The organism is Ensifer sp. WSM1721 (genome assembly GCF_000513895.2).
Lineage (GTDB): Bacteria > Pseudomonadota > Alphaproteobacteria > Rhizobiales > Rhizobiaceae > Sinorhizobium.
Window position 1 is genome coordinate 296,821 of record NZ_CP165783.1, and the last position, 19,663, is coordinate 316,483.

21 protein-coding genes are annotated in these 19,663 nt (G+C 63.1%); 15 read left to right on the forward strand and 6 right to left on the reverse strand.

Annotated features, from left to right (window positions below; genetic code table 11):
• Nucleotides 1–286: 286 nt before the first annotated feature.
• Nucleotides 287–745: a helix-turn-helix domain-containing protein gene (locus tag M728_RS19185; RefSeq protein WP_026621444.1), complete on the reverse strand. Its 459-nt coding sequence runs from the start codon at nt 743–745 to the stop codon at nt 287–289.
• A gap of 217 nt (nt 746–962) precedes the next feature.
• Between M728_RS19185 and M728_RS19190 the strand changes: the two genes are divergently transcribed.
• From M728_RS19190 to M728_RS19230, 9 genes are all read left to right on the forward strand, one after another.
• A complete protein-coding gene (locus tag M728_RS19190; RefSeq protein WP_026621445.1) occupies nt 963–1,499 on the forward strand; it encodes a gluconokinase in 537 nt (178 codons plus the stop codon).
• Between the two features lie 291 nt (nt 1,500–1,790).
• Nucleotides 1,791–2,954 (forward strand): isovaleryl-CoA dehydrogenase, encoded by a 1,164-nt coding sequence (locus M728_RS19195; RefSeq protein WP_026621446.1) that lies wholly within the window; start codon nt 1,791–1,793, stop codon nt 2,952–2,954.
• 37 nt (nt 2,955–2,991) lie between these two features.
• Complete coding sequence (locus M728_RS19200; protein ID WP_026621447.1) at nt 2,992–4,599, forward strand: carboxyl transferase domain-containing protein; 1,608 nt, start codon at nt 2,992–2,994, stop codon at nt 4,597–4,599.
• A gap of 16 nt (nt 4,600–4,615) precedes the next feature.
• Nucleotides 4,616–4,999 carry a RidA family protein gene (locus M728_RS19205; protein WP_026621448.1) on the forward strand — a complete coding sequence of 128 codons (384 nt, stop codon included), beginning with the start codon at nt 4,616–4,618 and terminating at the stop codon, nt 4,997–4,999.
• Between the two features lie 16 nt (nt 5,000–5,015).
• Nucleotides 5,016–7,004, forward strand: a complete 1,989-nt coding sequence (locus tag M728_RS19210; protein ID WP_026621449.1) for an acetyl/propionyl/methylcrotonyl-CoA carboxylase subunit alpha — start codon at nt 5,016–5,018, stop codon at nt 7,002–7,004.
• A complete protein-coding gene (locus tag M728_RS19215; RefSeq protein WP_026621450.1) occupies nt 7,001–7,864 on the forward strand; it encodes a hydroxymethylglutaryl-CoA lyase in 864 nt (287 codons plus the stop codon). Before M728_RS19210 ends, M728_RS19215 begins: the two co-directional genes overlap by 4 nt.
• Nucleotides 7,861–8,646, forward strand: coding sequence for a crotonase/enoyl-CoA hydratase family protein (locus tag M728_RS19220; RefSeq protein WP_026621451.1), 786 nt, complete (start codon nt 7,861–7,863; stop codon nt 8,644–8,646). The genes M728_RS19215 and M728_RS19220 overlap by 4 nt, the downstream gene beginning before the upstream one ends.
• 74 nt (nt 8,647–8,720) lie before the next feature.
• The gene (locus tag M728_RS19225) at nt 8,721–9,092 is read left to right on the forward strand and encodes an MbcA/ParS/Xre antitoxin family protein (RefSeq protein WP_026616574.1); all 372 of its coding nucleotides are present in this window, start codon (nt 8,721–8,723) and stop codon (nt 9,090–9,092) included.
• Between the two features lie 3 nt (nt 9,093–9,095).
• Nucleotides 9,096–9,647 (forward strand): RES family NAD+ phosphorylase, encoded by a 552-nt coding sequence (locus tag M728_RS19230; protein WP_026621452.1) that lies wholly within the window; start codon nt 9,096–9,098, stop codon nt 9,645–9,647.
• 308 nt (nt 9,648–9,955) lie between these two features.
• On the opposite strand, the gene M728_RS19235 is transcribed toward M728_RS19230, so the two are convergent.
• From M728_RS19235 to M728_RS19255, 5 genes are all read right to left on the reverse strand, one after another.
• Nucleotides 9,956–11,065, reverse strand: coding sequence for a sulfate/molybdate ABC transporter ATP-binding protein (locus M728_RS19235; RefSeq protein WP_026622504.1), 1,110 nt, complete (start codon nt 11,063–11,065; stop codon nt 9,956–9,958).
• Nucleotides 11,066–11,079: 14 nt separating this feature from the next.
• Nucleotides 11,080–11,967 (reverse strand): sulfate ABC transporter permease subunit CysW, encoded by an 888-nt coding sequence (gene cysW, locus M728_RS19240; protein ID WP_026622505.1) that lies wholly within the window; start codon nt 11,965–11,967, stop codon nt 11,080–11,082.
• Nucleotides 11,957–12,814 (reverse strand): sulfate ABC transporter permease subunit CysT, encoded by an 858-nt coding sequence (cysT, locus tag M728_RS19245; RefSeq protein WP_026622506.1) that lies wholly within the window; start codon nt 12,812–12,814, stop codon nt 11,957–11,959. Before cysT ends, cysW begins: the two co-directional genes overlap by 11 nt.
• 6 nt (nt 12,815–12,820) lie before the next feature.
• Complete coding sequence (locus M728_RS19250) at nt 12,821–13,846, reverse strand: sulfate ABC transporter substrate-binding protein (RefSeq protein WP_026622507.1); 1,026 nt, start codon at nt 13,844–13,846, stop codon at nt 12,821–12,823.
• Between the two features lie 284 nt (nt 13,847–14,130).
• Nucleotides 14,131–15,189: a D-TA family PLP-dependent enzyme gene (locus M728_RS19255; RefSeq protein WP_026622508.1), complete on the reverse strand. Its 1,059-nt coding sequence runs from the start codon at nt 15,187–15,189 to the stop codon at nt 14,131–14,133.
• Between the two features lie 160 nt (nt 15,190–15,349).
• Between M728_RS19255 and M728_RS19260 the strand changes: the two genes are divergently transcribed.
• The 6 genes from M728_RS19260 (at nt 15,350) to M728_RS19285 (ending at nt 19,646) form a co-directional block, all read left to right on the forward strand.
• The gene (locus M728_RS19260; protein WP_026622509.1) at nt 15,350–16,192 is read left to right on the forward strand and encodes a transporter substrate-binding domain-containing protein; all 843 of its coding nucleotides are present in this window, start codon (nt 15,350–15,352) and stop codon (nt 16,190–16,192) included.
• Between the two features lie 64 nt (nt 16,193–16,256).
• Complete coding sequence (locus tag M728_RS19265; RefSeq protein WP_026622510.1) at nt 16,257–16,919, forward strand: amino acid ABC transporter permease; 663 nt, start codon at nt 16,257–16,259, stop codon at nt 16,917–16,919.
• A gap of 5 nt (nt 16,920–16,924) precedes the next feature.
• On the forward strand, nt 16,925–17,584 hold the full coding sequence (locus M728_RS19270; RefSeq protein WP_026622511.1) for an amino acid ABC transporter permease: 660 nt from the start codon (nt 16,925–16,927) through the stop codon (nt 17,582–17,584).
• A 14-nt stretch (nt 17,585–17,598) separates the two neighbouring features.
• Complete coding sequence (locus tag M728_RS19275; RefSeq protein ID WP_026622512.1) at nt 17,599–18,366, forward strand: amino acid ABC transporter ATP-binding protein; 768 nt, start codon at nt 17,599–17,601, stop codon at nt 18,364–18,366.
• A gap of 29 nt (nt 18,367–18,395) precedes the next feature.
• Nucleotides 18,396–18,779, forward strand: coding sequence for a RidA family protein (locus M728_RS19280; RefSeq protein WP_026622513.1), 384 nt, complete (start codon nt 18,396–18,398; stop codon nt 18,777–18,779).
• A 54-nt stretch (nt 18,780–18,833) separates the two neighbouring features.
• Nucleotides 18,834–19,646 carry an IclR family transcriptional regulator gene (locus M728_RS19285; RefSeq protein ID WP_034884303.1) on the forward strand — a complete coding sequence of 271 codons (813 nt, stop codon included), beginning with the start codon at nt 18,834–18,836 and terminating at the stop codon, nt 19,644–19,646.
• The last annotated feature ends 17 nt before the right edge of the window (nt 19,647–19,663 follow it).

The following is a 19,663-nucleotide window of genomic DNA, read 5'->3' on the forward strand; positions in this document are numbered from 1 at the left end:
CCTGGCGCGAGATCGTCCACCGCGGCTCGGCTTTGGCGGAGTAGCGCGCGAAACGGTTATTGGAATCGAGCTATCTGCCGCCAACGAGGCGAGGGGCTGCTGCGTCCCGTCGAACACTGGTGAGTGTCGGATCGATAGGCGGGCCGGCGATCCTCAATGTCTCGCCGGCCTATCCTGTTGCATCGGAGAATGAGCCTTCACAGCGCCTTGGGCCTCCTGAGGCGGCTCGCATGGGGGCGAGCTGTCGTGAAGCCCCGAACCGGCCGCGGCAAGCCGGTCGAGGTCGTCAGCCGTGGAGCGCTTCGCTGCGGCGGTCGCCGGAGGGAATCGCCGTCTGTTCCGCCTCGGGCGTGTTCGCCATGGCTGCGACGAGCGAGATGATCTTCTTTCGCAGCACCGGGTCTGCGATCTTCAGGAAGGCTCTGTTGAGCGCGATGCCCTCTTTCGAGGCGACGAAAGATGAAATCTCGTGCGACTCGTGGATATCGGCCGCAGTTTCGCGCGACTGAGGCTTGCCGTTGTCCTGTTGGAAGAAAAAGCTCGGATGGACGCCCAGGATATCGGCAATCGCCTGCAGCCGGCTTGCACCGATACGATTGGTTCCCTTCTCGTATTTCTGCACTTGCTGGAAAGTGATACCGAGGCCGTCGGCGAGTTTCTCCTGGCTGAGGCCAACCATCAACCTGCGCATGCGGACACGCGAGCCAACGAAGGCATCGATCGGGTTGGGATCCTTCTTGTTCATCTGCGCTTCTCCTCGCGAATTCGATTCAACCTCTGCTTATAAGTTTGCTCGAATAAACTCCGCGATGCAATCTGCGCGCGCCAATTTCCGCGACCGAAACGCACTTTTCGCCGACCGGGCGAAAAACGCTTCACAATTCCCGCGATGCCGCGTAATCCCTTCTCCTCGTTCCGATCACGACGGCAGCCAACGACGGGATTGATTCGAGTCTGCGACAATGACCATCGAGCATAAACCCGCACCACCCGATCCTCGGTTTCCCGGGTCGATCGTCGTTATGGGCGTTTCCGGCAGCGGCAAATCGTCGGTCGGCGAGGCGATCGCCGAGGCCTACGGCTATCCCTTCATCGAGGGCGACGCGTTGCACCCGCCGGAGAACATCAGGAAAATGTCGGAGGGCATTCCCCTTACCGACGACGACCGCTGGCCGTGGCTGGCGGCGATCGGGCAGCGGCTGGCGGAGAGCCCGTCGCCCGTCGTCGTTGCCTGTTCCGCGCTGAAGCGCAGCTATAGGCAGAAGCTTCGCGAAAGCGCTTCGAAGGGCCTCGCCTTTGTATTTCTGCACGGCAGCGAGGCCGTGCTCGCCGAGCGCATGCGTCACCGCTCCGGTCATTTCATGCCGACCTCACTGCTGCAGACGCAACTCGCGACGCTGGAGGACCCGACGGGGGAGGAAAATACGGTTGCCGTCGATATCGCGCAGCCGCTGGAAACCATCGTCCGCGAGGCACTCGCCGGGCTTGGGCGGCTGTAGTCGGCCCCGCACCTCGTCGTTGAAATGGAGATCGCGATAGCGGTATGAGCCGGGCAGGGCCGGCTCTGGGCGACGGATCGATCTGACCCGACGCATTCTTCTCGACGCATGCAAGCGTCCGTCTTTGCACATCGTGCTTGGCGGCCCGGCTCTTTGGAAGGAAATTAGCCGGCGGCGATGTTATCGTTCGCGACAAGGGCAGCGCGGCGGTAACATGTTGGTGCGCCGTTCGTTTCGTTCCTGCCTCGGCGATGAGGAGATCGCGGGCAGGGATGCCGGGAGGAGAATGGAATGTTTCAGGGTGGATTGAACTTCGCGCTCGGCGAGGAGATCGACGCGCTGCGCGAGAGCGTGCACCGTTTTGCATCCGAGTGCATAGCGCCGCTTGCCGACGAAGCGGATCGCAGCAATGCCTTTCCGATGCCGCTTTGGCGGGAGATGGGGGAACTCGGCCTTCTCGGCATCACCGCCGACGAGGTCTATGGCGGCGCTGGACTTGGCTATCTCGCCCATTGCGTCGCGATGGAGGAGATCAGCCGTGCTTCCGCGTCGGTGGGCTTGAGCTACGGCGCCCATTCCAATCTCTGCGTCAACCAGATCAACCGCAACGGCAACCCGGCGCAGAAGGGCAAACATCTGCCGAAGCTGATCTCCGGCGAACATGTGGGCGCGCTCGCCATGTCAGAGCCAAACGCCGGCTCGGATGTCGTCTCGATGAAGCTCCGGGCGGAGAAGCGCGGCGACCGTTATCTCCTGAACGGCAACAAGATGTGGATCACCAACGGCCCCGACGCCGACGTGCTGGTGGTCTACGCTAAGACCGATCCGGCGGCGGGTCCTCGCGGCATCACCGCCTTCCTCGTCGAGAAGACTTTTCCCGGCTTCTCGCCCGGCCAGAAGCTCGACAAGCTCGGAATGCGCGGTTCGAACACCTCGGAACTCATCTTCAGCGATTGCGAGGTACCGGAGGAGAATGTGCTTGGCACCGTCGGCGAGGGCGTCAAGGTGCTGATGTCCGGTCTCGACTACGAGCGGGTCGTGCTTTCGGCCGGGCCGCTCGGCATCATGGCCGCTTGCCTCGATGTCGTCGTCCCCTATCTCCATGAGCGCCAGCAGTTCGGGCAACCGATCGGCGAGTTTCAGTTGATGCAGGGAAAGCTTGCCGACATGTATGTGACGATGAATGCCGCGCGCGCCTATGTCTACGCCGTGGCGGCGGCATGCGACCGTGGGGAGACGGCGCGCAAGGATGCTGCCGGCTGCATTCTCTATGCGGCGGAGAGGGCGACGGCCATGGCGCTCGAGGCGATACAGGCGCTCGGCGGCAACGGCTACACCAATGACTATCCGGCCGGGCGCCTGTTGCGCGACGCCAAGCTCTATGAGATCGGCGCCGGCACGAGCGAGATCCGCCGGATGCTGATCGGTCGGGAGCTTTTCGCCGAGACCAAGTAACTGAAACAGAGGCGGTGCCGGGCAGGTTGGGGGGACCATGACAATATTGCGATCGCACATTTCGGCATCCTCGGATGTGTTCAAGGCGAACCGCGCTGCGATGGCGGAGGCGATCTCGACGGTCGAGGAGGCGGTGCGGTTGGCCGCCGCCGGCGGCGGTGATACGGCGCGCGAACGCCACGTCAGCCGCGGTAAGCTCCTGCCCCGCGACCGGATCGCTTCGCTCATCGATCCGGGCACCCCCTTTCTCGAGATCGGCGCCACCGCCGCGCACGGCCTGTATAATGGCGACGCGCCCGGCGCCGGCCTCATCACCGGGATAGGTCGGATCACCGGGCGCGAATGCATGATCGTCTGCAATGATCCGACGGTCAAAGGCGGCACCTATTATCCGATCACCGTCAAGAAGCATTTGCGGGCGCAGGAGATCGCCGCCGAGAATTGCCTTCCCTGCGTCTATCTCGTCGATTCCGGCGGCGCCAACCTGCCGAACCAGGACGAGGTCTTTCCCGACCGCGATCACTTCGGCCGCATCTTCTACAATCAGGCGAACATGTCGGCGGCCGGAATTCCGCAGATCTCGGTTGTGATGGGTTCCTGCACGGCAGGCGGCGCCTATGTGCCGGCCATGTCCGACGAGGCGATCATCGTCGAAAAGCAGGGGACGATCTTTCTCGCAGGGCCGCCGCTGGTGCGTGCGGCGACCGGCGAGGTGGTATCGGCCGAGGACCTCGGCGGCGCCGATGTGCACACGCGTCTTTCAGGCGTTGCCGATCATCTGGCGCGCGACGACGCGCATGCGCTGGCGCTGGCGCGGCGCGCCGTTTCGGGCCTGAATCGCGAAAAACCGTGGTCTGTCGAACTGACAAAGCCCGAACCGCCTCTCTACGATCCGGAGGAAATGACCGGGATCGTTCCCGCCGATCTCAGGACACCCTATGAGATCCGCGAAGTGATCGCCCGCATCGTCGACGGCTCCCGTTTCGACGAATTCAAGTCGCGTTTCGGCACCACACTCGTCTGCGGCTTCGCCCACATTCACGGCATCCCCGTCGGTATTATCGCCAACAATGGCGTGCTGTTTTCGGAGTCGGCGGTAAAGGGTGCGCATTTTGTCGAGCTCTGCGCCCAGCGCAGAATCCCGCTCGTGTTCCTGCAGAACATCACCGGCTTCATGGTGGGCCGCAAATACGAGACCGAGGGCATCGCCAAGCACGGCGCCAAGCTGGTGACGGCGGTCGCGACCGTGAAGGTACCGAAGATCACCATGCTCGTCGGCGGCTCGTTCGGTGCCGGCAACTACGGCATGTGCGGGCGCGCCTTCTCGCCGCGCTTCCTCTGGACCTGGCCGAACAGCCGCATCTCGGTCATGGGCGGCGAGCAGGCGGCAGGCGTGCTCTCGGCCGTGCGCGGCGAAGCTTTGAAACGGACAGGCACTCCCTGGAGCGAAGAGGAGGAGGCCCGCTTCCGCCAGCCGGTGCTCGACCTCTTCGAGCGCCAGAGCCATCCGCTCTATGCCTCGGCGCGCCTTTGGGACGACGGCGTAATTGACCCGCGCAAGAGCCGCGACGTGTTGGCGCTATCTCTGTCGGCTGCCTTGAACGCGCCCATCGAGGATACGCGTTTCGGATTGTTCAGGATGTAGCGGGAAGAGTTTGAAAATGAAGCGCGACCATATCAATGCCTTGAACGCGCCGCAGCCGCACGGCGGCTATTCGCAAGCGGTGAGCATCGAGGAATTCCGGCGGCTGCTTTTCGTCAGCGGCCAGATTCCGGTGACGTCCGACGAGATTGTTCCGGAGGGCTTCGAGGCGCAGGCACGTCAGGTCTGGCTGAACGTCGATGCACAACTCAAGGCGGCCGGCATGATGAAGACCGATATCGTCAAGATCACGACCTATCTCGCCGATCGGCATCACGTCATGGCGAACCGCGAGATCCGCAATGACTATCTCGGTTCGCATGCGCCGGCGATGACGGTGGTGATCACCGGCATCTTCGATTCCGCCTGGCTTCTGGAAGTCGAAGTGGTTGCAGCGCAATAGATCGGAAAAGACGCGCATGTTTTCAAAGCTCCTGATTGCCAATCGCGGTGAAATCGCCTGCCGCATCATCCGCACCGCGAAGCGGCTAGGCATTTGGACCGTCGCCGTCTATTCCGACGTCGACGGGGATGCGTTGCATGTAAGTCTCGCCGACGAGGCGATCCGGATCGGGCCGGCGCCGGCTGCCGAAAGCTACCTGGCGATCGGACGGATCATCGAGGCGGCGAGGAGCATGCGCGTGGACGCCATCCACCCCGGCTACGGCTTCCTGTCGGAAAATGCCGAATTCGCCGAGGCTGTGGAAAATGCCGGCATGGTGTTTATCGGACCGACGCCGGCCGCGATCCGCGCGATGGGCCTTAAGGACGCGGCCAAGACGCTGATGGAAAGCGCCGGCGTGCCGGTCGTGCCCGGCTACCATGGCGAAGAACAGGAGGCGGACTTCCTTGCCGCACGGGCGGCCGAGATCGGCTATCCGGTCCTCATCAAGGCACGCGCCGGCGGCGGCGGGAAAGGCATGCGACGGGTCGAGCGCCAGGAGGATTTTGCTGCGGCACTGGAGGCGGCGCGGCGTGAAGCGGAGGCGGCCTTCGGCGACGGCTCGGTATTGCTCGAGAAATTTCTGACGAAGCCGCGCCACATCGAAGTACAGGTCTTCGGCGACCGGCACGGCAACATCGTTCATCTTTTCGAGCGCGACTGCTCGCTGCAGCGGCGGCACCAGAAGGTGATCGAAGAGGCGCCGGCGCCGGGCATGACCGCGGAGGTTCGCCGCGCCATGGGCGATGCGGCCGTGCGGGCAGCACAGGCGATAGGTTATGTCGGCGCCGGCACGGTCGAGTTCATCGCCGACGTGACGAACGGGCTCTGGCCGGACCATTTCTATTTCATGGAGATGAACACACGGCTGCAGGTCGAGCATCCGGTGACCGAGGCGATCACGGGAATCGACCTGGTCGAATGGCAGTTGCGCGTCGCGGCCGGCGAGCCCCTGCCGAAAAAGCAGGCTGATATCGGCATTGAGGGCTGGTCTTTCGAGGCTCGGCTCTATGCCGAGGATCCGGGTCGCGGCTTCCTGCCGGCAACCGGTCGGCTGGCCCATCTGAGCTTTCCCGACGCCAGCGCGCGCATCGATTCCGGCGTGCGCCAGGGCGACACGATTACCACCTACTACGATCCGTTGATCGCCAAGCTGATCGTGCACGGCCCGAGCCGGTCAGCGGCGCTCAATCGCCTGCAGGCGGCGCTCAAGGAATGCCGCATCGGCGGAACCGTAACCAACCTCGATTTCCTGATCCGATTGACGGAAGAACAGGAACTCCGCGCTGGCCGGCCCGATACGGGGCTGATCGACCGCGAGATCGAACGGCTGACGGCGCCGGTCGCGCCCGACGACGAAGCGCTGGCGCTGGCGGCGATCATCTCGACCGGTGTGCTGGCGCCGGCCGCCTCGGCTGATCCGTGGTCGTCGCTCGGCTCCTGGCAGATCTGGGGCGATGCGCATCGGACAATCGCGATCGACCAGGCCGGTGAGCGTGCGACCGTGACGCTCGCCGCGCGCGGCCGTGATCAGTTCGCTGTGCGCGCCGGCGCGAGCACGCTGCCGGTCCTGGTGCTGGAGCGCTTCGAAGACGGTGCCCGGCTAGAGGTTGCCGGGCAGAAGCGCGTGATCCGCTTTGCGAAGGACGGTGATACATTGACGCTTTTCCACAATGGGCGGAATCTTGTCTTCCACCTGCCGGATGCGCTGACCGGCGGACATAGCAGCGAGATCGCCGACGATGAGCTCATCGCGCCCATGCCGGGGCTGGTGAAGCTGGTGCGCGTCGGTGCCGGCGAGGCGGTCAGCAAGGGACAGCCGCTCGTCGTCATGGAGGCGATGAAGATGGAGCTGACGCTTGCGGCGTCGCGCGAGGGAACAGTGGCAAGCGTGCACGTGGCGGAGGGGGCGCAGGTCAGCGAGGGCACGGTGCTGGTGACGCTCATGGAGGAGGCTGCGCAATGACGCCGCCGGAGCATGTGACGATCGTCGAAGTGGCACCGCGCGACGGACTGCAGAACGAGTCCCGGCTCGTCGACACCGAGGACAAGATCAGGCTCGTCGACCTGCTCTCCGATTGCGGTTACGAGCGCATCGAGGTGACGAGCTTCGTGAGCCCGCGCTGGGTGCCGCAACTGGCCGATGCGCCGGCCGTCATGACCGGCATCACCCGGCGTCCGGGCACGCGCTATGCGGCGCTGACGCCGAACATGCGGGGCTTCGAGGCCGCGCGTGCGGTGCATGTCGACGAGGTGGCGATCTTCGCCTCCGCCTCCGAAAGCTTCTCGGAGAAGAACATCAATTGCTCGATCGCCGAGAGCATCGAACGGTTTCGACCGGTCGCCGAGGCCGCCCGTAGCCATCGCATTCCCCTGCGCGGCTATGTGAGCTGCGTTGTAGAATGCCCCTATGAGGGTGCGATCGCACCGGCCGCGGCCGCCCGCGTGGCGCGGTTGCTTGCCGATCTCGGCTGTTACGAAATCAGTCTCGGCGACACGATCGGGCGCGGCACGCCGGAGGCGGTCGATGCCATGCTTTCGGCCGTACTCGACGACATTGTCGCGACAAAGCTTGCGGGCCACTTTCATGACACGTCCGGGCGAGCGCTCGAGAATATCGCGGTCGCGCTGGAGCGAGGCCTCAGAGTGTTCGATGCGTCCGCCGGCGGTCTCGGCGGCTGCCCCTATGCGCCGGGCGCGGCGGGCAACGTCGACACGCTTGCGGTGAACGCCTTTATCGAGGCGAGGGGATTTTCCACCGGACTTGACGCCGAAAAGCTCGCGCGAGCCGCTCGTTTCGCACGATCCCTGAGGAGCGCGGCATGACGTTGCAGACAATCCGCTATGCGATCGACGGCCGGGGCGTCGCCCGGCTGACGCTTGCGCGTCCGGAAAAACACAATGCCCTCTCTGCTCTTATGATCAGCGAACTCACGGACGTGGCCGGCCGGCTTGGAGCCGATGCGACCGTGCGGGCGGTCATTCTCGAGGCTGAGGGCAAGAGCTTCTGCGCCGGCGGCGATCTGGAATGGATGCGGCAGCAGTTTGCGGCAGACAGGCCGACGCGCATCGCGGAGGCGACGCGGCTGGCGATGATGTTCAAGGCGTTGAACGAGATGCCGAAACCGCTGATCGCACGCATCCATGGCAACGCCTTCGGCGGTGGGGTGGGGCTGATCAGCGTATGCGATGCCGTTGTCGCCGAGCATGGTGCAAAGTTCGGACTGACCGAAACCCGCCTCGGGCTCATCCCGGCGACCATCAGCCCCTATGTCATCGCCCGGATCGGTGAGGCAAGGGCGCGGCCTCTGTTCATGTCCGCGCGGATTTTTGGGGCCGAAGAAGCAAAAACCGCCGGGTTGGTGTCGATGGTTGTGAACGTCGCTTCTCTTGACGCTGCCGTCGAGGCGGAGGTCGCGTCTTTTCTGACGGCGGCCCCCGGAGCAGTCGGCCGCGCCAAACGCCTTGCTCGATCGCTCGGCGCGCCCATCACCGATGCGGTCATTGCCGCCACGATCGAGCAGCTTGCCGACACCTGGGAAATGGAAGAAGCCCGCGAAGGGGTTTCCGCCTTCTTCGAGCGGCGCGAACCTTCCTGGCGCGCATGATCGCGGATTGCGCTTGAATTGATTGGAAATTGAACCTAGATTTATGATCTCCTGATCAAACCAGGGTCGAATTCATGATGGCCATCGATTTCCAGATTCCTGCCGCGCGTTTCGGGGACGGTCATTCTCCGTTTCTGTCGGCGCGGCTGGTTGCCGATAGGCTGGGTATTACGCTTGCCGAGCTGGCAAAGCTCATTGGTGTCGCCCGCAACACGCTGACGGCAAAGTCCGGCATTCGAAAGGTCGACAGTGCCCTGAGCAAGGTCGTTCGCATCCTCGCTATGGCATCCGAAATGGCGGGCGACGAGGCTCGCGCCGTCATCTGGTTCAAGCATCAGCCGATCCCCGGCTGGGCCGGCAAAACGGCATATGATCTCGTCGGCGAAGGCAAAGCCGACAAGGTTCTCGCCTACCTCGAGGCGATCCGCGCCGGCGTCTACGCCTAGCGAATGAGGAAAAGTGTAAGCGGTCTTCCGTCCGCGTCCCGCTCTGGCTCGAAAGCCAACTCGATAACCCTCTGGCGCGCCTTCGTGCCGCGCTGGGCCCACCTGCCGCTTTCCGGCGAGGGTGCCGCCCGCTTCGGCGGCCGGTGGAACCCGATCGGCACGCCGACGATCTACGCCGCGCGCGAGCTTTCAACCGCCTGGGCCGAATATAATCAGGGTTTCGTGCAGCACCCGGCGCTGATCGTGCAGCTCGAGCTTCGCGATGCGAAGCTGGCGGACCTGACGGATGCCGGCGCGCTTGCGGAACTTGGTGTCGACGAGACCATCCACCGCTGCGAGTGGCGCGACGAACTCGATCGAGGTGCCGTGCCGCAGACGCATAGAACGCAAGTGGATCTCGCCTCCCGCGGGTTTCATGGTGTGATCTATCCCTCGTTCATGTCGCCCGGCGGCACCTGCGCCGCCCTCTGGTGCTGGAACGGTCGCGACGGGCCGAGCCTCGCCGTCATCGATCCGGAAGGCCGGTTGCCGAACTCGCCGGCGTCGTGGCTCTAGCATTAGACCTAGGTGAAACGGCGATCCGGGCGCGCCCCTCATCTGCCTGCCGCCCCTTCTCCCCGCAAGCGAGACAAAGGGCTGGCGGCCGCCCGCTGCGCTCCTCGCCCCGCTTGCGGGGAGAGGGCTGGGGGGCGGGGCGAAATTAAGGGCAAACTCGGGAGGACGAAATCAGCAGACTACTGCATGTGTCCTTAAATCGTACCCGATTTAAGGACAAAAACATGCAGCAATTCAAAGTGCTACAGCGTCCTTTGTGCGTCTGAAAAGACGCACGGCGCTGTAGGGCGGCGGGAGGGCGCGTGCTCTCAGGTTCCGGTGCGCGCGAGCTCGGCTGCTGGCGTTTCTACCTTTTGCGGCGACTGTTGCTGGTTCTCCTCCTTGCGGAAAAGCTTCCATTTCGTCGGTCGGAAGGCGACGCGGGTGTGATCGGTGGAGGTCGCGCGCTCCGGCGGCAGCTCGATCTCCACGGAATGGTGGGCTCGCCCGAGATCGAGTTCGAGGTGGCGGGTGCCGGCCACCCGCCGGCTGGCCGTGACGAGACCGGCAAGACAGCCGCCGCAGCCGTCGATCAGTTCGATGTCGTGCGGGCGGAAGTGGAGGGTTGCCGTGCCATCTGGCTCGTTGGCGGCCCGGAGGCCGATTGGCCGGTCCTCGAACCAGATCTCGCCATTGGCAAGCGTGACGTTGAGACAGTTCGACTGGCCGATGAAGCCGTAGACGAAGGGCGAGACCGGATGATCGTAAATCTCGTCGGGGGTGCCGACCTGCTCGATGGCGCCCTTGCTCATGACGACCACGCGGTCGGCAAGCTCCAGCGCCTCTTCCTGATCGTGGGTCACGAAGATCGTAGTGTGGCCGGTGCGGTCGTGGATCTCGCGCAGCCACTTCCGGAGCTCCTTGCGCACCTGCGCGTCGAGTGCGCCGAAGGGCTCGTCGAGAAGCAGCACGTTCGGTTCGACCGCCATGGCGCGGGCAAGCGCCACGCGCTGCCGTTGACCGCCGGAAAGCTGGCCCGGGTAGCGCTTCTCGAGACCGGAGAGCTGCACGAGATCGATGAGGTCGAGTGCGCGACGGCGGATCTCAGCGGCGGGCGGCCGGCGGTTGGCCGGCCGCACTTTGAGCCCGAAGGAGACATTGTCGAGCACCGTCATGTGACGGAACAGGGCGTAGTGCTGGAAGACGAAACCGATGTTTCGCTCCTGCACGCTCTTTCTCGATGCATCCTGTTCGCCGAAGAAGATCATGCCCTCGGTCGGGCTCTCAAGACCGGCCACCAGTCGCAGCAGGGTTGTCTTTCCCGAGCCGGAGGGACCGAGAAGGGCGATCAGTTCACCGGACCGGATGTCGAGGGAAACGTCTTCGAGCGCCGGGAAGCGGCCGAATTCCTTGCGTATGTTCTGGACGCGGACTTCCATTGGTGTCTGGCCTTTCAATGCCTGCGGCTGGCAGCGATCTCGTCGCTGTAGCGAAGTTCAAGTCCCGTCTTCAAAACGAGCGTTACCAGCGCCAGAAGCGCAAGGAGTGCCGCCACCGCAAAGGCGGCGACGAAGTTGTATTCATTATAGAGGATTTCGACCTGCAACGGCATCGTGTTCGTCTGACCGCGAATATGGCCGGAAACGACCGAGACGGCACCGAACTCGCCCATGGCGCGGGCATTGCAGAGCAGTACCCCGTATAGCAGGCCCCATTTGATGTTCGGTAGTGTCACGTGCCAGAAAGTCTGCCAGCCGGTCGCCCCCAAGGAGAGCGCCGCTTCTTCATCACTCGTGCCCTGCTCTTGCATCAGCGGGATCAGTTCGCGGGCGACGAAGGGAAAGGTCACGAAGACCGTGGCGAGCACAAGGCCCGGGACGGCAAAGAGAATCTGGATGCCGTAGCTCTGGAGGATGGGGCCGAGCGCGCTGTTGGCACCGAAGAGCAGCACGAAGACGAGGCCCGAAATGACCGGCGATACGGAAAAGGGCAGGTCGATCAGCGTCGTCAGGAACGCCTTGCCCTTGAACTCGAACTTGGCGATCGCCCAGGCGGCCGCCACGCCGAAGGCGAGGTTGAGCGGCACCGCGATCCCCGCGACCGTGAGCGTCAGCAGGATGGCCGAAAAGGTTTCGGGGTCCCGGAGAGCTGCCAGGAATTCTGCCGGTCCTTTGCGGAAGGCCTCGATGAAGACGGTGGCGAGCGGCAGGAGAAGGAAGAGCACGACGAAGCCGAGTGCGATGGCGATCAACATCGCGCGGGCAAGTCGCGTCTCCGACGTTGCCGCCTCGATTGCCCTGGATGGCGCCGTGATCGACGCGGTGACGGCGTCATGAGCCATAGCCGTACCTCCCTCTGCTCCAAGCCTGGATCATGTTGATGACCAGCAGCATGAAGAAGGACAGAAGCAGCATCACCGACGCGATCGCTGTCGCTGCCGCGTAGTTGAACTCCTCGAGGCGGATGATGATCAACAGCGGCGCAATCTCCGAAACATAGGGCAGATTGCCGGCGATGAAGATTACCGAACCGTATTCACCGACGCCGCGGGCGAAGGCGAGAGCGAATCCGGTGAGACCGGCCGGCAGCAAGCCAGGCAACAGGACCCGGCTGATCGTCTGGAAGCGGTTGGCGCCGAGGGTCGCCGCAGCTTCCTCGACCTCCTTGTCGATCTCCTCCATGATCGGCTGGACTGTGCGGACCACGAAGGGCAGACCGACGAAGATGAGCGCCACGACGATGCCGGCCGGTGTGAACGCGATCTTGATGCCGAGCGGTTCGAGCAGCGACCCGATCCAGCCGTTCGGCGCATAGAGTGCTGTCAGCGCAATGCCGGCCACGGCTGTTGGCAGCGCGAAGGGTAGATCGACCATGGCGTCGATCACACGCTTGCCCGGAAAGCGATAGCGCACGAGCACCCAGGCGAGGATGACGCCGAAGAAGAGATTGACGACGGCCGCAATGAAGGCCGTGCCGAAGCTGATCGTAAGCGCGTTGACTGTGCGCGGGTCGAGCGTCAGCTCGATGAACTTCGACCATCCGAGGCCGCTTGAGCGCCAGATCAGGCCGGATATGGGGATGAGTACGATGAGGGTCAGCCAAGCCAGTGTGACGCCGAGCGCCAATCCGAAACCCGGAATGACACTCGGCTGCCGAAACCGCCATCGCGTGCTGCTGCGAGAGGCCATGAAGTACTATTGTCCCGGCTTGTAGATCTGATCGAAAACTCCGCCGTCGGCGAAGAACTTCGGCTGAGATTCCTTCCAGCCGCCGAATTCGTCAATAGTGACGAGTTTCACCTCGGCGAAGCGGGCGATGTCCGCGGGGTCGGCAGCCTCCGGCTTGAAGGGGCGATAGTAATGTTTGGCGGCGATCTTCTGCCCGACATCGCTGTAGAGATAGTTGAGATAGGCTTCCGCCACCTTGCGCGTGCCCTTGCTGTCGACATTGCCGTCGACAAGTGCCACGGGCGGCTCCGCCTTGATCGAAATCGACGGGGTGACGATCTCGAAATTGTCGGGCCCGAGCTCTTCCAGCGAAAGGTAGGCCTCGTTTTCCCAGGCGAGAAGCACGTCGCCGAGGCCGCGCTGGACGAAGGTCGTCGTTGCGCCACGGGCCCCGGTGTCGAGGACCGGAACATGCTTGAAGAGCTGCGCGACGTATTCCTGTGCCTTGGCATCGTCGCCGTTGTTGGCGACGCGGGCCCAGGCCCAGGCGGCGAGGAAGTTCCAACGGGCGCCGCCGGAGGTCTTCGGGTTCGGCGTGATCACCTGGATGCCGTCTTTGGTGAGGTCACCCCAATCCTTAATGCCTTTCGGGTTGCCCTTGCGGACGAGGAAGACGATCGTCGATGTGTAGGGAGAGCTGTTGTTTTCCAGCCGCCCTTTCCAGTCGGCGGGGATCTTGCCGGTTGCGGTGGCGATCGCGTCGATGTCGGCTTCGAGAGCCAAAGTGACCACGTCCGCTTCCAGCCCGTCGATCACCGACCGCGCCTGCTTGCCGGAGCCGCCATGCGACGTCTGGATCGTCACCGTTTCGCCGGTATCGGCCTTCCACTTTTCGGTGAAGGCAGCGTTGAAATCCTTGTACAGTTCCCGTGTCGGATCGTAGGAAACATTGAGGATTGTCGCATCCGCATGAGCGGGGCCGACTGAACCAAGCTGTAGGCTTCCGACCACGAGGGCTAATTTAATTATTCCGGCAAGTGTTCTCGAGCTCATCTCGACCTCCATCCTTTGCCAGATAAAACTATCAATTTAATCAACTACCACAACGCAAACTTATGACGCGCCGGGCGGAATTCGTGAAATCTCATTTCGTTCTTTAGCTATTTGCCGGAATGCCTTGCCCGCTCAGGTCCCCGCGGCATCCGCATTCCGCCTGCAAGATAGCACGGGATCTTAGCGACGCACTAAAATTATGCGTCGCTCGATAGCAGCCGCTGCGCAAAGAAGCGGCCCGGCTTGCCCGCGTTGGATGCCGAGGGGACGTCCAGCCAACAGAATTAAAGGACGCAGCCGCGGGCGGGGATGGGCCATTGCCCTTTCGGCTTTCCGCCCTCGAGGATGTGCACGGCGTCAACCATGTTGGTAACGACGCAGGCGTGGTTCGGAACGATGCGGACCTGCTCGCCGACCTTGAGGCCGATCGGCCCGTCCGACACGAGGCGGCCGTGCTCCTCCGAGAGCTGGTCGATCCGGATGTCGTCGCGGCCGAGGACATGGCCAAAGCCGCTGAGCCCGAGGAGGTCCGAAGTCAGGACCTTGCTGCCGGCGTCGATGATCGCCCTGTTTTCCGCCGGGGCGGAGACGACGGTCGCAAGCACGGTTAGCGCGCAGTCTTCCCAAGTGGCCACGCCGCGGACGACGAGTGAGCGGTCGTTATAGATATAGGTTCCCGGCCGATATTCCGTGGTGATGGGCGCTTCCGCCGCTTCCATCATGCCCGGAGTACCGCCGGAGGTAATGGTCGGCACTTTGAGCCCATCCGCCTCGATCAGCCGCTTCGCCTCGCTCATGAAGGATTGTACCCGGGCCGCGCCGTCGGCCGGCGGATAGGTCATCAAACCGCCGAAGCGCAAACCGGGAGCATCGCCGATCCGGCGGGCAAGCATGGCGGCTTCCGTGGGCGTCGCGACGCCGCAACGGTCGGCGCCCGTATTGCATTCGACGAGCACGGCCAGCGGCTTGCCGGCATGGGCGAAGTGAACGGACAAACCGTCGATGACCGTTTGATTGTCCGCCACCACGCTGAGGGTGACCCGTTCGTTCAACCTTTCGAGACGCGCGAGCTTTTCTTTCCCGAGGATATTGTAGGTGATCAGCACGTCCTTGATCCGGGCGCTGCCGTCGACCATCGCCTCCGCTTCGGTCACCTTTTGACAGGTGATGCCGATCGCTCCGGCGTCGAGCTGCAGTTCGGCCATCTGCGGCAGCTTGTGCGTCTTTATGTGCGGGCGCACGCCGATGCCGTTCCGATCGGCATAGTCCTGAAACCTGCGGATGTTGCGCCGCGCGATGTCGATATCGACCAAGACGGCGGGGGTTTCGATCGGCAGGGTCATGCGGCCTCAATCCTCCTCGGCAGGCGAAGATGGCGATTCTCGCCGATCCCGCTTGACAAGTTATGCACCGAGGCCTTTCATAGGTCAATCCAGTATTCGGGACTAATGTCCAATATATTGGACTTATAACTTACCGGGAACAAAAAAGGGGAGATCTCCGATGATCAAGACATTCGCTATCGCCGCGAGCCTTGCCATGGCAGCCTTGGCCGGCACGCCCGCCCATGCACAGCAACCGTCAAGCAAGCTCGACGAGGTCCTGGCCCGCGGCCATCTCATACTCGGCACCGGCAGCACCAACGCGCCATGGCACTTCAAGAGTGCCGAGGACAAGCTGCAGGGCTTCGACGTCGACATGGGCCGCATCATCGCCAAGGCGCTGTTCGGGGATCCGGAGAAGATCGAGTTCGTCAACCAGTCGTCGGATGCCCGCATTCCGAACATCACCACCGGCAAGGTCGACATCACCTGCCAGTTCATGACCGTCACTGGCGAGCGAGCCCAGCAGATCGCTTTCACCATTCCTTACTATCGCGAGGGCGTCGGGCTGATGTTGAAGGGCGACGGCAAATATGCCGACTACGAGGCGCTGAAGGCCGCAGGGTCCTCGGTCACGGTTTCGGTGCTGCAAAACGTCTATGCGGAAGACATGGTGCATGCGGCTCTGCCCGAGGCCACCGTCGATCAGTACGAGTCCCAGGATCTGATCTACCAGGCGCTCGAGTCCGGCCGTGCCGATGCCGCTGCCACCGATCAATCCTCACTTGCCTGGTACATGACCCAGAACCCCGGCCGCTACAAGGATGCCGGACACGGCTGGAACCCGCAGACCTATGCCTGCGGCGTCAAGCGCGGCGATCAGGATTGGCTGAATTTCGTCAACACCGCCCTGCACGAAGCCATGACCGGCGTCGAGTTCGATTTCTATGCGAAATCCTACAAGACCTGGTTCGGCAAGGATTTGACCCCGCCGCAGATCGGCTTCCCGATCGAGTACAAGTAAGCCCATCGGCGGCTCCGCCGGTCGGCGGCGCCGCCTTTCGCTTTGCTTAAGCTATGGCACGTCCATGACCTATTCATTGAACTTCGCGGCCGTCTGGCGCTCGTTCGACCTTCTTTTGCAAGGGTTGGCGCTCAGTCTCGGGCTGGCGGTGGTCGCGATTCTCGCTGGTTGTGTAATCGGCTTGATCACCGCCTTCGGCCTCGTTTCGAAGAGCGTCGTGCTGCGCAAGCCCGCCGGTCTCTATGTCACGATCATTCGCAACACGCCGATCCTCGTTCTCGTGCTCTTCAGCTATTTCGCCCTTCCCGAACTCGGCGTCCGCCTCGGCAAGATCGAGAGCTTCGTGGTGACGCTCGCGATCTATTCCGGCGCCTATCTCGCCGAAGTGTTCCGCGGTGGCCTCATCGCCATACCACCGGGGCAGCGCGAGGCGGGGCTCGCGATCGGGCTTAGCGAAATGCAGATCCGCACCTCCATCATCATTCCGCTGATGCTGCGCAACGTCCTTCCGTCGCTCGGCAGCACGATGATCTCGCTCTTCAAGGACACGTCGCTTGCGGCTGCGATCGCCGTGCCGGAACTGACCTTCGAGGCGCGCAAGATCAATGTCGAGACCTTCCGCGTGATCGAGACCTGGATCGTCGCAAGCTGCCTCTATGTCGCAACCTGTTCGCTGCTGGCCGCGCTGATGCGCGCCGTCGAGCGGCGTCTCGCCGTGCCGAGGTGATCGCCATGGATTTCGGTTTTCTCGATCAGCTCTGGGTCGCCCGCATTCCGCTCCTCAAGGGCCTCGGCGTATCGATCTCGATTTCACTTCTCTCGATTGTGGCCGGCACGGTCCTCGGCATCTTCGTCGGACTGGCACTCGTCTACGCTTATAGGCCGGTTCAGTGGCTGGTGCGGGGTTATACGGACTTCATCCGCGGCACGCCGGTGCTCGTGCTGGTGCTTGCGAGCTACTATGTGTTGAGCACCGTCGGTATCGATCTCGGCCCGTTCCAGGCAGGCGTGCTGGCGCTTGCGGTCTTCTGCAGTTCGCATGTCGGCGAGTTAGTGCGCGGCGCGCTGCAGTCGATCCCCAAGGGCCAGACCGAGGCCGCCAAGGCGATCGGGCTCACCTTTCCGCAGACCTTCGCCTATGTGCTCGGCCCGCAGGCGCTGCGCCAGGCGCTGCCCGCCTGGGTCAACACGGCCGCCGAAATGGTCAAGGCCTCGACACTGCTTTCGATCATCGGCGTCGGCGAGTTGCTCCTGCGCACGCAGGAAGTGATCTCGCGCACCTTCATGAGCCTCGAATTCTATTTCTTCGCAGGCTTCCTCTATTTCGTCATCAATTACGGCATCGAGCGCTTCGGTCGTTACGTCGAGCGCAAGACCGCCGTTCCGTCGTGAGGCTTCGCAATCCGATGACCAATCTTCTTGAAATACGCGATCTTCACAAACGCTACGGCACGGTCGAGGTGCTGAAGGGCGTCGATTGCTCAATGCGCCAAGGCGAGGTGATCAGCATCATCGGCTCCAGCGGCTCCGGCAAGACGACGATGCTCCGCTGTATCAACATGCTGGAAGAGTTCCAGGGCGGCACGATCTCGATCGACGGCCAGGAAATCGGCTACGAGACGGTGGGCGGCGTGCGCCGCCGCAAGCCGGAGCGGGAGATCGCCCGCCAGCGCGCGCTCACCGGCATGGCCTTCCAGCAGTTCAACCTTTTCCCGCATATGACCGCGGCAGGCAACGTCATGCTGGGGCTCGTCAAGGTCAAGAAGATGAGCCGCGACGAGGCAAGGGGACTGGCGGAGAAATGGCTCGACCGCGTCGGTCTGCTCTCGCGCAAGGATCACTATCCCGGCCAGCTTTCCGGCGGCCAGCAGCAACGCGTCGCGATCGCGCGCGCCATCGCCATGAATCCGAAGCTGATGCTCTTCGACGAGGTGACCTCGGCGCTCGATCCCGAACTCGTCAACGAGGTGCTGCAGGTGATCAAGGGGCTCGCCGAGGACGGCATGAGCATGCTCATCGTCACCCACGAGATGCGCTTTGCCTATGAGGTGTCCTCCCGCGTCATCTTCATGAACCAGGGGCGCATCGGCGAGGAGGGCAATCCGCGGGAGATGTTCCTGAAGCCCAAGACCGAGCGGCTGGCGGAATTTCTGAAGACCTCGACGTTCAACTAACAACAATCGAAAGAGAAATGGAGTGTATTGTGACGATCAAGCGTTATGGAACGGGCGAAACCGGTGCGGGCAAGCAGCCCTTGCCCTTTGCACGCGCGGTCGAGGCGAACGGCTGGCTTTATGTTTCGGGGCAGGTCGCCATGGAAAAGGGTGAGATCATCGCCGGCGGCATCGTTGCCGAGAGCCGCAAGGCGATCGAGAACATGATCGCCATCCTCAATGAGGCGGGCTATGGCCTCGAAGACGTCGTCCGTGTCGGCGTCTGGCTCGACGATCCGCGCGACTTCTGGACCTTCAACGGCGTTTATGCGGAATATTTCGGCAAGCATCCGCCGGCGCGTGCCTGCGTTCAATCGCGCATGATGGTCGACTGCAAGGTTGAAGTTGACTGTGTCGCCTACAAGGCTAAATGAGGTGAATCCAGCCCGCTTCTGAACGGGCCTTCACGAATTGACATCGAGGATGCGATGGCGGAAGCGGCAGATACCATCAATCGCAGGGCGCGGGGGCTCGACCGGGCCTTCGAGATACTCGACTATCTGCGTCTGCAGCGTCAACCATTGCGCCCGAACGAGATCGCCCAAGGTATCGGCGCGCCGCGATCTTCGGTCTATGAACTCGTCAATCTGCTGCTCCGCCAAGGCGTGATCGAATACCGCGGCGATGACGGCCGCGTCTTTCTCGGCCGCAAGCTCTATTTCCTCGGCGCGGCTTATGCCGAGCAGTTCGACCTCATGCGCGAGTGCGAGCATCTGCTGGCCCGAATCGCCGAAGAAACGCGTGAAACGGCCCAGATGTGCCAGCTCGAAGGCAACAAATATGCCGTCGTGCTGATGAACGAGGGCAGCCGCCCGTTCCGCATCTCCACCAATATCGGTGAGCCGGTCGCGATTCCGTGGACCGCCTCGGGCCGCCTCCTCGTCGACCATATGAGCGACGAGGAGATACTGGCCTTCATCCCCGAAGAGGATTTCGTGCTGCCGAGCGGCAGGCGTCTCGATCCATCCGAGTTCATCGCCCAGGTCCGCCAGGCCAAGAAGGATGGCTATTTCACCTTCAACAGCATCGTCGACAGCTTCACTCACTGCTTTGCCGTGCCCGTCTATGACGCGGAAGGGATCTGCGTCGCGACGCTCTGCCTCGTCGCACCGAAGGAGGACGGTCTGCGCAATCGGGAGACCTATCTTCGCGTGCTGATCGATGGGGCGAGCGAGCTATCGGAGAAGCTCGGCTACCGGCAGGACCACGCGCCGGCGGCGCGGACCGCCGCAGGCCGCTGACTGCTGCAGTCAAAACC